This window comes from Kitasatospora sp. NPDC007106 (assembly GCF_040634455.1).
GTDB lineage: Bacteria > Actinomycetota > Actinomycetes > Streptomycetales > Streptomycetaceae > Kitasatospora > Kitasatospora arboriphila.
In genome coordinates this window covers 1-12,541 of record NZ_JBEYFP010000031.1, presented here as the reverse complement: position 1 = coordinate 12,541, position 12,541 = coordinate 1, and the positions used below count along the sequence as shown (strand labels likewise).

Annotated in this window: 10 protein-coding genes and 1 pseudogene; 10 read left to right on the top strand and 1 reads right to left on the bottom strand. The window is 74.1% G+C overall.

What is annotated here, in order from left to right; translation table 11 throughout:
- Positions 1–281: 281 nt before the first annotated feature.
- Positions 282–563 (top strand): HU family DNA-binding protein, encoded by a 282-nt coding sequence (locus ABZ641_RS05945; protein ID WP_030271959.1) that lies wholly within the window; start codon positions 282–284, stop codon positions 561–563.
- An 85-nt stretch (positions 564–648) separates the two neighbouring features.
- On the opposite strand, the gene murA is transcribed toward ABZ641_RS05945, so the two are convergent.
- Entirely contained in the window at positions 649–1,989 is a 1,341-nt protein-coding gene (murA, locus tag ABZ641_RS05940) for a UDP-N-acetylglucosamine 1-carboxyvinyltransferase (RefSeq protein WP_263105159.1), read from the bottom strand.
- 305 nt (positions 1,990–2,294) lie between these two features.
- Here murA and ABZ641_RS05935 point away from each other — a divergent pair, with 305 nt between their 5' ends.
- From ABZ641_RS05935 to ABZ641_RS05895, 9 genes and pseudogenes are all read left to right on the top strand, one after another.
- Positions 2,295–2,864: a YqgE/AlgH family protein gene (locus ABZ641_RS05935; protein WP_344623419.1), complete on the top strand. Its 570-nt coding sequence runs from the start codon at positions 2,295–2,297 to the stop codon at positions 2,862–2,864.
- Positions 2,865–2,937: 73 nt separating this feature from the next.
- Entirely contained in the window at positions 2,938–3,216 is a 279-nt protein-coding gene (locus ABZ641_RS05930) for a DUF3039 domain-containing protein (protein WP_344623420.1), read from the top strand.
- 60 nt (positions 3,217–3,276) lie between these two features.
- The gene (locus tag ABZ641_RS05925) at positions 3,277–4,920 is read left to right on the top strand and encodes a beta-N-acetylhexosaminidase (RefSeq protein ID WP_359979486.1); all 1,644 of its coding nucleotides are present in this window, start codon (positions 3,277–3,279) and stop codon (positions 4,918–4,920) included.
- 326 nt (positions 4,921–5,246) lie between these two features.
- Entirely contained in the window at positions 5,247–6,113 is an 867-nt protein-coding gene (locus tag ABZ641_RS05920) for an FAD binding domain-containing protein (protein WP_359979499.1), read from the top strand.
- Between the two features lie 38 nt (positions 6,114–6,151).
- Positions 6,152–6,616 (top strand): annotated as a pseudogene (locus ABZ641_RS05915) ((2Fe-2S)-binding protein); the annotation flags it as partial.
- A 713-nt stretch (positions 6,617–7,329) separates the two neighbouring features.
- Positions 7,330–9,600, top strand: coding sequence for a xanthine dehydrogenase family protein molybdopterin-binding subunit (locus ABZ641_RS05910; protein ID WP_359979483.1), 2,271 nt, complete (start codon positions 7,330–7,332; stop codon positions 9,598–9,600).
- 146 nt (positions 9,601–9,746) lie between these two features.
- Positions 9,747–11,048 (top strand): S8 family serine peptidase, encoded by a 1,302-nt coding sequence (locus tag ABZ641_RS05905; protein ID WP_359979480.1) that lies wholly within the window; start codon positions 9,747–9,749, stop codon positions 11,046–11,048.
- A gap of 120 nt (positions 11,049–11,168) precedes the next feature.
- A complete protein-coding gene (locus tag ABZ641_RS05900) occupies positions 11,169–11,498 on the top strand; it encodes a hypothetical protein (RefSeq protein WP_359979477.1) in 330 nt (109 codons plus the stop codon).
- Between the two features lies 1 nt (position 11,499).
- The coding region (locus tag ABZ641_RS05895) for a WXG100 family type VII secretion target (RefSeq protein ID WP_359979474.1) at positions 11,500–12,541 on the top strand (1,042 nt) is incomplete at its 3' end.

Here is a 12,541-nt window from a genome sequence, read left to right as displayed (position 1 = left end):
CCGGTCCGGCCCTCCGGGGCCGACGGAGCGTCACACCTCCGCCGGGCGGGATCTGTTCGGGTCAACACCGCCGGTGGCCGATTGGCTTTCTCAGTGCCGGTCGGGGCAGGATTCGTACCCGGGCGGGCGGTTTGCGGCGCTTCGGGGCCGGAGCCCGGCCCCTGACCACCCCTCGCCTGAACGAGCACCAGTGTGCGGACCAGCGGCCCATCCGGGTTCCCCCGGAGGGGGCGACCGATGGGGCCCCCGCACACCGCAAGCAACAGACCACAGGAGTACACATGAACCGCAGTGAGCTGGTGGCCGCGCTGGCCGAGCGCGCCGAGGTGACCCGCAAGGACGCCGACGCCGTGCTGGCCGCCTTCGCCGAGGTCGTCGGCGAGGTCGTCGCCAAGGGTGACGAGAAGGTCACCATCCCCGGCTTCCTGACCTTCGAGCGGACCCACCGCGCCGCGCGCACCGCCCGCAACCCGCAGACCGGCGACCCGATCCAGATCCCGGCCGGCTACAGCGCCAAGGTCAGCGCCGGTTCCAAGCTGAAGGAAGCCGCCAAGGGCGCCTGAGCCCCGGCAGCAGCCCGGACGACGCGATGGCCGGCCTCCCCTCGGGGAGGCCGGCCATCGGCGTTCAGGTGCCCGTGCGGGCCCGTCAGACGGTCACGGGCTGCTCGGCGGGCAGCTCGACGTGCGCGCCGAGGTCCCGCAGCTTGGACATGAAGTTCTCGTAGCCGCGGTTGATCAGGTCGATGCCGTGCACGGTCGAGGTGCCCTCGGCCGCCAGCGCCGCGATCAGGTACGAGAAGCCGCCGCGCAGGTCCGGGATGACCAGCTCGGAGCCGATCAGCTTGGACGGGCCGGAGACCACCGCGGAGTGCCGGAAGTTGCGGGCGCCGAAGCGGCAGGGGGTGCCGCCGAGGCACTCGCGGTAGAGCTGGATGTGCGCGCCCATCTGGTTCAGCGCGCCGGTGAAGCCGAGCCGCGACTCGTACACCGTCTCGTGGACGATGGACAGGCCGTTGGCCTGGGTCAGCGCGACGACCAGCGGCTGCTGCCAGTCGGTCTGGAAGCCGGGGTGCACGTCGGTCTCCAGGGCGATCGCCTTGAGCTCGCCGCCCGGGTGCCAGAAGCGGATGCCCTCGTCGTCGACCTCGAAGGCGCCGCCGACCTTCCGGAAGGTGTTCAGGAAGGTCATCATCTCGATCTGGCGGGCGCCGCGGACGTAGATGTCGCCCTTGGTGGCCAGCGCGGCGCACGCCCAGGACGCCGCCTCCAGACGGTCCGGCAGCGCCTTGTGGTTGTAGCCGCCCAGCTCGTCCACACCGGTGATCAGGATGGTGCGGTCGGTGCCCATCGAGATGATCGCGCCCATCTTCTGCAGCACGCAGATGAGGTCGACGATCTCCGGCTCGACGGCCGCGTTGCGCAGCTCGGTGACGCCCTCGGCGAGCACCGCCGTCAGCAGCACCTGCTCGGTCGCGCCGACCGACGGGTAGGGCAGCTCGATCTTGGTGCCGTGCAGGCGCTGCGGGGCGACCAGGTAGGTGCCCTGCGGGTGCTTCTCGATGGTGGCGCCGAACTGGCGCAGCACCTCGAAGTGGAAGTCGACCGGCCGGCCGCCGATGTCGCAGCCGCCCAGGCCCGGGATGAACGCGTGGCCGAGCCGGTGCAGCAGCGGGCCGCAGAACAGGATCGGGATGCGCGAGGAGCCGGCGTGCGCGTCGATGTCCGCCACGTTGGCGCTCTCGACGTGCGAGGGGTCGAGGATCAGCTCGCCGTCCTCGTCGCCGGTGCGGACGGTCACGCCGTGCAGCTGCAGGAGGCCCCGCACGACCTTGACGTCGCGGATGTCCGGCACGTTGCGCAGCCGGCTGGGGCCCTGGCCGAGCAGTGCGGCGACCATGGCCTTGGGCACCAGGTTCTTGGCACCGCGGATCTGGATCTCGCCTTCGAGCGGGTTACCGCCGTGGACCAGCAGGAGGTCGTCGGTCATCGTTCTCGCAATCCGGGGTGCGCAGGGGGTTCTTACGGCTGCGGGGCAGGGGGAGACGCGAGTGGAAGGTCCTTCCACCGTCGGCGAAAGCCCTTCCACCATCCATAGATGGTAGAGGGTGGGCGATTGGTTCCCGTGTGCCCCTTTGGTGATCATGCTCCGCGGGGGCTGCGGAGGCCCCCCGGCGCCCGGTGGGCAGGGCCGTCCGGGTGGTGCGGGTGCGACCCGGCGGGCCTGCGGGGACGGGGCGAGGAGGTTTCGTGTTGGGGCGCCCCTCCCGGGCCGTCCTGCGGGATCATGTGGGCATGACCGCGGCCCCCTCCCACACCGGCCGACTGCTCGTCGCGACGCCCGTGCTCACCGACCCGAACTTCGCGCGAGCGGTGGTGCTGCTGCTCGACCACGACGACCAGGGGGCCCTCGGGGTGGTGCTGAACCGGCCGACCCCGGTGGAGGTGTCGACCGTCCTGGACGGCTGGGCCGACCTGACCGGCCAGCCCGCGGTCGTCTTCCAGGGCGGCCCGGTGGCGCTGGACTCGGCGCTCGCCCTCGCGGTGGTGCCCGGCGAGCCCGGCCACGGCGAGCCGATCGGCTGGCGGCGGGTGCACGGCGCGATCGGCCTGGTCGACCTGGAGGCGCCGCCCGAGGTGCTGGCCGGGGAGCTCGGCGCGATGCGGGTCTTCGCCGGCTACTCCGGCTGGTCGCCCGGGCAGCTGGAGGCGGAGATCGCCGAGGGCGCCTGGTACCTGGTCGACTGCGAGCCCGGCGACGTCTCCAGCCCCGAGCCCGAACGGCTCTGGCGGTCGGTGCTGCGCCGCCAGCGCGGCCCGCTGGCGATGCTCGCCACCTACCCGGACGACCCCACCATGAACTGAGCCCGGCGGCCGCGGCCGGTCGTCCGGTGCGCTACTGGCCCGCTTCGGAGCGGCGCCCATAGACTTGGCATCCATGAGCACTCTTGAGCCCGAGCGCGGACTCGGCACCGGCACCCTGGTCGAGCCCGTTCCCCAGGTGTCCCACGGGGACGGCGACCACGAGCGCTTCGCGCACTACGTCCAGAAGGACAAGATCATGGAGAGCGCCCTCTCCGGGTCCCCCGTGGTGGCGCTGTGCGGCAAGGTCTGGGTCCCGGGCCGCGACCCGAAGAAGTACCCGGTCTGCCCGATGTGCAAGGAGATCTTCGACGGTCTCGGCCAGGGCGGCGACGGCGGCGGCGACGACAAGTAGCACCGAGTCGGTCCGGCAGTGGTCTGTACCACTGCCGGGCGACGGGGCAGGATGGCCCGCATGGACCTCATCCCCGCCCCCCGGCACCTGAAGGCCGACGACGGGGCGCCCGGCCCCTGGAGCTTCCGGCTGCACCCCGGGACCAGGATCGCCGCCGACGACCCGGCGGCGCAGGCCGTCGCCCGCCGGCTGCGCGCCGAGCTCTCCGCCGCGACCGGCTTCGCCCTCGACGCGTGCACCGAGGAGCAGGGCCGCCTGCTGCGGCAGACGATCACCCTGCGGACGGACCCGGAGCTGCTGGCCGCGGGCGGTCCCGAGGCGTACGCGCTGGCGGTGCACGAGTACGGCGCCGTGCTGCGCGGCGGCGCCGGCCCCGGCCTGTCCCACGCCGCGCAGACGCTGCGCCAGCTGTTCGACCCGCGGATCTACCGCCGCGCCCCGCTGCCCGGCGCCGACTGGGTGCTGCCCTCGGTGCGGATCGAGGACGCGCCCCGCTTCGGCTGGCGCGGCGTGCTGCTGGACGTCGCCCGGCACTTCCTGCCCAAGGCCGACGTCCTGCGCTTCCTCGACCTGATGGCGGCGCACAAGCTGAACGTCCTGCACCTGCACCTCACCGACGACCAGGGCTGGCGGATCGAGATCCGGCGCCACCCGCGACTCACCGCGGTCGGCTCCTGGCGGGAGCGGTCCATGGTCGGCTACCGCTCCGCGGACCGCCGCGACGACCGCCCGCACGGCGGCCACTACACCCAGGACGACCTGCGCGAGATCGTCGCGTACGCCGCCGACCGGCACATCACCGTCGTCCCGGAGATCGACCTGCCCGGACACTCCCAGGCGGCGATCGCCGCGTACCCCGAGCTCGGCAACACCGACGCGGTGGACACCTCGGCGCTCGGCGTCTGGACGGACTGGGGGATCAACCCCAACGTGCTGAACGTCACCGACGGCACCCTGCGGTTCCTCGAGGAGGTGCTGGAGGAGGTTCTGGAGGTCTTCCCGTCCGAGTTCGTCCACCTCGGCGGCGACGAGTGCCCCAAGGACCAGTGGCGGGCCAGCCCCGCCGCGCAGGCCCGGATCGCCGAACTCGGCGTCGACGGCGAGGACGGGCTGCAGAGCTGGTTCATCCGCCACTTCGACCGCTGGCTGGCCGACCGCGGCCGCCGCCTGATCGGCTGGGACGAGATCCTGGAGGGCGGCCTCGCACCGGGCGCCGCCGTCTCCTCCTGGCGCGGCTACGAGGGCGGCATCGCCGCCGCCCGGGCCGGCCACGACGTGGTGATGTGCCCGGAGCAGCACGTCTACCTCGACCACCGGCAGGCCCCGGGCGGGGACGAGCCGATCCCGGTCGGGTACGTCCGCACCCTGGAGGACGTTTACCGCTTCGAGCCCGTGCCGCCGGAGCTGGACGGCGCCGCGGCCGCCCGGGTGATCGGCACCCAGGCCAACCTGTGGACCGAGTTCATGACGAACGCCCGCGACGTCGACTACCGGGCCTTCCCGCGGCTCGCCGCGTTCGCCGAGGTCGCCTGGTCCGACCTGCCGCGCGACCCGGACGAGCGGGACTGGGCCGGGTTCGAGCGCCGGATGGCCGGCCACTACCCGCGCCTGGACGCCCTCGGGGTCGAGTACCGGCCGCCCGGTGGCCCGCACCCCTGGCAGCGCCGCCCCGGGGTCGCCGGACGGCCCGCGGAGGGCCCCTGAGGCCGCCGCGCCCCCGCGCGCGTCAACCGCGTGCGCGGGGGCGTCCGCACCCCGCGGACCCCGCCGGACCTGCTGCCGCGTCAGGTCAATATCCGATGAACATCCGGGCGGAGCCCTTCCGGTTCGCTCGGTTTTGTGGCCTGATTCGTCCGGTATTGCCCTCACCGCCGGACCGGCCGGCAAGTGATCATCCGGCATTGTGTGCCAGAGTTGCCCAACCCGGCCCGATCGCCCGTACCCTACGGGCCAGGCCGCACTGCCGGTGGGAGGGCAGGGCAGTTGATGAGCAAGTGGAGCACGGTGGAATCCTGGTGAACCGGACGATCATGCTGCCGGCCTCGGTCGACGAGGCCGTCGACGCGCTGGCCGCGACCCCGGGAGCCGTCCCGGTGGCCGGCGCGACCGACCTCATGGAGGCGGTCAACGCGGGCCGGCTGCGCCCCGCCGCACTGATCGGCCTCGGCCGGATCACCGAGCTGCGCGGCTGGCGCTACGAGGACGGCGGCACCGCCGTGCTCGGCGCCGGACTCACCCACGCCCGGATGGACCGCCCCGACTTCGCCGCGCTCATCCCCGCCCTCGCCGACGCCGCCCGCACGGCCGGCCCCCCACAGGTCCGCAACGTCGGCACCCTCGGCGGCAACATCGCCACCGCCGCGGCCGCCGGCGACACCCTGCCGGTGCTCGCCGCGCTGGAGGCCACCGCCACCCTCGCCCGGTCCGGCGTCACCCGCGACGTCCCGGTCACCCACCTGCTCACCGGCCTCGACCCGCTGCGCCCCGGCGAGCTCCTCACGTGGGTGCGCGTCCCGCTGCTGCACGCCCCGCAGGTCTTCCTCAAGGCCGGCGGCCGCAGCGGCCCCGCCCGCGCCGCCGCCTCCGTCGCCCTCGTCCTCGACCCCGCCCGGCGCGCCGTGCGCTGCGCCGTCGGCGCCGTCGCCCCCGTGCCGCTGCGCCCGCACGAGGCCGAGGCCTGGGTGGCCGGCTGCATCGACTGGGACGTCCGCGGCGAGGACGGCGCCCAGCCCATCGACCCCGCCGCGCTCGCCGCCTTCGGCGAGTACGTCGCCGCCGCCTGCATCCCCGACGCCGCCCTGGAGGGCGCCGGCGAGGGGGCGGCGGCCACCCTCGTCCGCCAGCGGCGTACCGTGGCGGTGCTGGCCCGCCGGGCACTGGGAAGGGCGCTGAAGTGACGGACGAACTCAACGGCCTCGGCGACGTGCGCCCCTGCGCCTCGTACACGCTGCGGGTCAACGGCTTCGAACGGCCGGTCAACGACGCCTGGATCGGCGAGAGCCTGCTCTACGTGCTCCGCGAGCGGCTCGGCCTGGCCGGCGCCAAGGACGGCTGCGAGCAGGGCGAGTGCGGCGCCTGCACCGTCCAGGTCGACGGCCAGCTGGTCGCCGGCTGCCTGGTGCCCGCCGCGCTCGCCGCCGACAGCGAGATCGCCACCGTCGAGGGCCTCTCCGGCGCCGGCACCGCCAGCGACGTCCAGCAGGCGCTCGCCGAGTCCGGCGCCGTCCAGTGCGGCTACTGCACCCCCGGCCTCGCCATGGCCGTCCACGACCTGCTGCAGCGCAACCACCGCCCCACCGACGTCGAGGCCCGCCAGGCCCTGTGCGGCAACCTCTGCCGCTGCACCGGCTACCGCGGCGTCCTCGCCGCCGTGCAGACCGTCGCCCAGGCCCGCGAGGCCGAACTGGAAGCCGAGCTGGAGGCCGCCGAGGCCGCCGCCGAACAGGCCGACGCGGCCGCACCCGCCGACGGCGCCACCGCCGCGCCGCCCGCGGCGGCCGGCCAGCAGTCCGCCGCCGACCTCCCGCTCGCCGGCGAACTCCCGCTCTACGCCGACTCCGAACTCTGGGTCGAGGCCGACCAGTACGCCGCCGCCCACCGGCCCCAGGCGCCCGAGCAGCCCGCCGCCGTCCCGGGCCCCGAGGGGTACTACCAGCCGCCGCAGCCCGCCGAGGGCTACCTCGGCTACGTCCCGGCACCCGCCCAGGCCCCCGGACACGAGGCCGCCCCGTACGACACCGGGCGCTACGAGGCCACCCCCGCCCACGGCACCGCCCACGACGGCCCGGCCCACGACACCACGCCCGCGCACGGCACCCCGTACATCCCCACGCCCGCGCACGGCACCTCCTACGAGGCCGCCCCCTACGGCGCCACCCCGCCGCACGGCATCCCGCTGCCGGACCAGGCCCACTACGACGGCGCCCCCGTCTACGAGGGCGGCTACGACACCGGCCAGGTGTACGTCACCCCGGCCGGCTACGACAGCCCGGTCTACGAGACCGGCTACGACACCGCCACCGGCCACCACGGCCACCCGGGCCACACCGGCCCGGCCGGCTACGACGGCACCACCCCCGCCCACGGCATCAGGCTCCCCGAGGACGAGAACGCATGACCGCGCCCACCGAGCAGGACACCCCGGCGCCCGAACCGTTCGGCCTCGGCAGCTCCCCGCTGCGCACCGACGCCCTCCCCAAGGCGCTCGGCATCTACCCCTACGCCGCCGACCTCTGGGCCGAGGGCCTGCTCTGGGGCGCCGTGCTGCGCTCGCCGCACGCCCACGCCCGGATCGTCTCCGTCGACACCTCCGCCGCGCTCGCCCTGCCCGGCGTGCACGCCGTCGTCACCGCCGCCGACCTGGCCTCCTGCCCCGTCCCCGGTGACCGGCCGGTCCTCGCCTCCGAGGTCGTCCGCCACCACGGCGAGCCGATCGCCGCCGTCGCCGCCGAGACCCCGGACACCGCCCGGCTGGCCGCCTCCCTCGTCGCCGTCGAGTACGAGGTGCTGGAGGCCGTCACCGACCCCGAGGCCGCCTTCAACGCCGCGCCGCTGCACCCCGACGGCAACCTCTTCCGCCACCTCCCGCTGCGCACCGGCGACCCGGAGGCGGTCGGCGAGTTCGTCGTCGAGGGCCTCTACCAGGTCGGCCGGCAGGACCCGGCCCCGATCGGCGCCGAGGCCGGCCTCGCCGTGCCCCGCCCCGACGGCGGCGTCGAACTCCACCTCTCCACCACCGACCCGCACGGCGACCGCGACCGCACCGCCGCCTGCCTCGGCCTCGACCCCGACCGGGTGCGCACCGTCGTCACCGGCGTCCCCGGCGCCGCCACCGACCGCGAGGCGCTCTCCTTCCAGGTGCTCCTCGCCCTGCTGGCCCTGCGCACCGGCCGCCCGGTGAAGATGACCCTCACCCGCGAGGAGTCCTTCCACACCCACACCTCCCGGCACCCCGCCCTGCTGCGCTACCGCCACCACGCCGACGCCGAGGGCAAGCTGGTCAAGGTCGAGGCGCAGATCCTGCTCGACGGCGGCGCCTACGCGGACGTCTCCGCCGAGACGCTCGCCGCCGCCACCGCCTTCTCCGTCGGCCCGTACACCTGTCCCAACGTCTTCGTCGACGCCTGGGCGGTGCGCACCAACAACCCGCCTGCCGGCCGGATGCGCGGCGAGGGCGCCCTGCAGACCTGCTTCGCCCACGAGTCCCAGCTCGACCAGCTGGCCAAGCAGGTCGGCATCGACCCGCTGGAGATCCGCCGCCGCAACGCCATGGCCACCGGCGACCCGCTGCCCACCGGCCAGGCCGTCACCTGCCCGGCCCCGGTCGAGGCACTGCTCGACGCGGTCACCGAACTCCCGCTGCCCGCCCTCCCGGTCGACGACCCCGAGGCCGACTGGCTGCTCCCCGGCGGGCCCGGCGGCGCCGGCGACCCGGCGGCCGTCCGCCGCGGCATCGGCTACGCCGTCGGCATGGTGCACATGCTCGGCGCCGAGGGCGAGGACGAGGTCTCCACCGCCACCGTGCGGGTCAGCGGCGACCACGCCACCGTCATCTGCGCCGCCGTCGACGCCGGCCAGGGCTTCGCCACCCTCGCCCGGCAGATCGTGCAGACCACCCTCGGCGTCTCCGAGGTGTACGTCGCCCCCGTCGACAGCGACCAGCCCGCGGCCGGCCCCTCCGCCCGCGGCCGGCACACCTGGGTGTCCGGCGGCGCCGTCGAGAAGGCCGCGCTGATGGTCCGCCACCAGCTGCTGCAGCCGATCGCGGCCAACTTCGGCATGTCCGTCGAACTGCTCTCGATCGCCGACGGCAAGATCACCTCCTACGACGGCGTGCTCGGCATGCCGGTCGCCGAGGCCCTGGAGGGCAAGGAGCTCTGGGCCACCGCCCAGTGCCGTCCGCACCCCACCGAGCCGCTGGACGAGAACGCACAGGGCGACGCCTTCGTCTCCATCGCCTTCTGCGCCATGCGGGCCGTCGTCGACGTCGACATCGAACTCGGCGCCGTCCGGGTGGTGGACGTCACCGTCGCCCAGGACGTCGGCCGCGCCCTGAACCCCCGCCAGATCGAGGACCGCATCGAGGGCGCCGTCGCCCAGGGCGTCGGCCTCGCCCTGATGGAGAACCTGCGCACCGAGGGCGGCCGTCCGGTCAACGCCTCGCTCACCGGCTACCGGCTGCCGACCGCCCTCGACACCCCCGACATCCGGATCGCCGCCCTGCTCGAGGAGCGCGACGTGGTCGCCACCTTCGGTGCCAAGGCGGTCAGCGCGGTGCCCGCGGTCGTCGCGCCCGCGGCGGTCGCAGCCGCCGTCCGCGCCGCCACCGGTATGCCGGTCGGCCGCCTGCCGATCCTCCCCGAGGACGCCATCGCCGCCGTCTGACACGCCGTCCGGGCCCCGTTCCGGCAGGCCGGTCGGCCGATGCCGCGTCAGTCCGCGCCCGGACAGACGATACGATCGAAGCGCCCTGTGCACGCGGGGGCGTTGCGACAACGTACGGGCAGCAGCAGACGACTGACGGGGTAGTGATGAGGCTGACCAGGGCCATGCGGGTGCTCGGCGCCACGACATTGGCAGGTGCACTCCTGCTGGCGGCCGCCCCCGGGGCGTCCGCGGACCAGGTCCGGGACGGGCAGTGGGCCAACCAGTACTTCAAGCTCGACAAGGTCTGGTCCGTCAGCAAGGGCGACAACGTGATCGTCGCCGTCATCGACAGCGGCGTCGACGCCACCCACCCCGACCTCACCGGCCAGGTCCTGCCCGGCTACGACCAGAGCGGGAAGAACCTCAACACCAGGCCGACGGACTCGCACGGCACGGGGATGGCCAGCCTGATCGCCGGGCACGGGCACGGTGCCGATGCCGGCGTCGTCGGCCTGGCGCCGGGGGCGAAGATCCTCCCCGTGTACAAGGGCGACGCCAACGCCCTCGACGTGATTCCGCAGGGCATCCGCTGGGCGGTCGACCACGGTGCCAAGGTCATCAACATCTCGCAGGCGGCCGCCGTCACCAACAGCGAGATGGAAGGTGCCGTCGCCTACGCGTACCAGCACGACGTCCTGGTGGTGGCCGGCGCCGGCAACACCGGCGGAGCCGTGGCGAACCCCGCGAACCTGCCGGGTGTCCTCGCCGTGGCGGCAGCGGACAAGTCGTCCGAGGTCTGGTCGGACTCCAACTCCGGCCCCGAGGTCCGGTTGGCGGCACCTGGCGTCGACATCGTGAGTGCAGGCAAGTGCGGGTCCAGCCAGTACTGCCTCGCGGACGGAACGTCCGACGCGACAGCCTACGTGTCGGGTGCCGCGGCGCTCGTCCGCGCCAAGTACCCGCAGCTCACCGCCGGCCAGGTGGCCAACCGCCTGGCCAAGTCGGCTGCCGTCCCGGCGTCGGCCAGTGGTGCCAAGCTGCCCGACCCGCACTTCGGGTACGGCGTGATCCGGCCCTACGAGGCGCTGACCATGGACATCCCGGCGGGCAGCAAGGAAGGCCCGCTGACCGCGCCGGGGGGTGCGGCCGCACCGGGTGCCGCCTCGGACGCGCCGGTGTCGCAGCCCGTGACCAAGACCTCCGTCTTCGGCGGCATCACGCCGCTGATGGTGCTCGGCGCCCTCGCCGTCGTGGTGGTGCTGCTCGTCGTGGTGATCGCCGCGGCGACCCGCAGCCGCCGCCGGCCGCAGGCCGCCCCGGTGCCCCCGCAGGGCCAGGCCCCGTACGGCGCGGCCCCCGGTTGGCCGCCCGCGCAGCAGCCCTACGGCACCCAGCCGCCGCCTCCCGGGTACCCCCAGCAGCAGCCGTACCAGAACCCCTACCAGGGCGGTAACCCACCGCGATGACGGTGTGTCAGTACACGGCCTAGAGGCGATACGATCGAACGCCCTGTCAGGGCGTCATGCCCCGTTGCGCACGGGGTGCAGCAACAACGGGGAAGTACGGACTCCAGGGGGAGGAGTGAGATGGCCGACGGATACCGCGTCAACACCGACGAGTTGGAAGCAGTCGTGAAGCGACTGAGGGCCCTCCAGCAGGGCCTCAGCGAGTGCGGCAACAAGGCGAAGTACAACACCGTCCTCGTCAGTGACGACTTCGGTGCCAACTTCGACCAGGCGAAGAAGCTGTTCGCCGCGCACTCGCAGATGCAGCAGTTCCTGAGCCAGCACATCCAGGAACTCGACTCGCTGATCAACGACTTCGGGGACAAGACGCACGCAGTGAACACCGCCTACCGGACGCGCGAGGACGAGTTCGTCGCCTCGACGAAGGCCATGCAGTCCGGGAGGGCGTGAGATGAGCCAGTTCGAACACGAGGACCTGATCCCGCTCAAGCGGATGCTGGAGCACTCCAGGCCCGAGCGACTCCACGAGGTCAGCCAGCACTGGACCAACGTCCACCAGGAGCTGGAGCAGGCCGCCGCTGACCTGCAGCGGGCGGTGCAGCACGCCACCGCCAACTGGGAGGGCGCGGCCGCCGACGGCTTCACCAAGCGGGCGACCACGCTTCAGGCGAGCATGACCAACACGGCCGCCCATGCGCAGAACACCTCCTCGGCGATGAAGTTCGCCGGGGACGCCCTGCAGCAGAGCAAGGCCACCATGGCGCAGATCCAGGTGCCCAGCACCTTCGACCGCGGCGCGAAGCTGCTCGGGGACGGCTTCGACCGCTCCGACGCCCAGTTCAAGGCCGACGTGGCCGGCGGCATGGACCGGATCAGCGCGGTCAACAAGAACTACAGCGAACTCTCGGCGACCGAGGTCTCCCACCAGTACGCCATCGGCGTCATGGAGCACCTCGCACCACAGTTCGACCAGGCGGCGGGGTACATGCGACCGCCGGAGACCGGCAACATCCACGACCCCAAGAAGCCGTTCCCGCCGGAGCCCGAGAACCCCGTCCCGCCGAGCATCCACGCCCCGCCGCCCGTGGCGCCGAAGTACCCGAACGGCGTGCCGGACGACCCGTCGGGCAAGCCGGGGCAGACGGACCCGCAGGGGCCGAAGCAGACGATCCCGGGTTCGCCGCACGTGCCGACCCCGCTGCCGGGCGACGTCCCGCCGGGGTCGATGCCGACCCCGGGCCACCCGGTCGTTCCGCCGAGCACGGGGATCGACAGCCTGCCGCCGGTCGGGACGCACCCGACCCCCGGCGGTGGCGGCACCGGCACGCTGCCGACCGGCCCCGGTGGGGGCGGCGGTCTCGGTGGTGGCGGTGGCCTGGGCGGTGGCGGCGGTCTCGGTGGGGGCGGTGGCTACATCCCCGGCGGTCTCGGCGGCGGTTCGCTGCCCGGCCGCGGCGGGACGTCCGGCGCGGGCCGCGGCGGGGCCACCGGGC

What these genes read in the sequence shown, in the direction of transcription:
- ABZ641_RS05945 (WP_030271959.1), top strand. Translation starts at nt 282, where the DNA reads ATGAACCGCAGTGAGCTGGTGGCCGCGCTGGCCGAGCGCGCCGAGGTG.
- murA (WP_263105159.1), bottom strand. Translation starts at nt 1,989, where the DNA reads ATGACCGACGACCTCCTGCTGGTCCACGGCGGTAACCCGCTCGAAGGC.
- ABZ641_RS05935 (WP_344623419.1), top strand. Translation starts at nt 2,295, where the DNA reads ATGACCGCGGCCCCCTCCCACACCGGCCGACTGCTCGTCGCGACGCCC.
- ABZ641_RS05930 (WP_344623420.1), top strand. Translation starts at nt 2,938, where the DNA reads ATGAGCACTCTTGAGCCCGAGCGCGGACTCGGCACCGGCACCCTGGTC.
- ABZ641_RS05925 (WP_359979486.1), top strand. Translation starts at nt 3,277, where the DNA reads ATGGACCTCATCCCCGCCCCCCGGCACCTGAAGGCCGACGACGGGGCG.
- ABZ641_RS05920 (WP_359979499.1), top strand. Translation starts at nt 5,247, where the DNA reads ATGCTGCCGGCCTCGGTCGACGAGGCCGTCGACGCGCTGGCCGCGACC.
- ABZ641_RS05910 (WP_359979483.1), top strand. Translation starts at nt 7,330, where the DNA reads ATGACCGCGCCCACCGAGCAGGACACCCCGGCGCCCGAACCGTTCGGC.
- ABZ641_RS05905 (WP_359979480.1), top strand. Translation starts at nt 9,747, where the DNA reads ATGAGGCTGACCAGGGCCATGCGGGTGCTCGGCGCCACGACATTGGCA.
- ABZ641_RS05900 (WP_359979477.1), top strand. Translation starts at nt 11,169, where the DNA reads ATGGCCGACGGATACCGCGTCAACACCGACGAGTTGGAAGCAGTCGTG.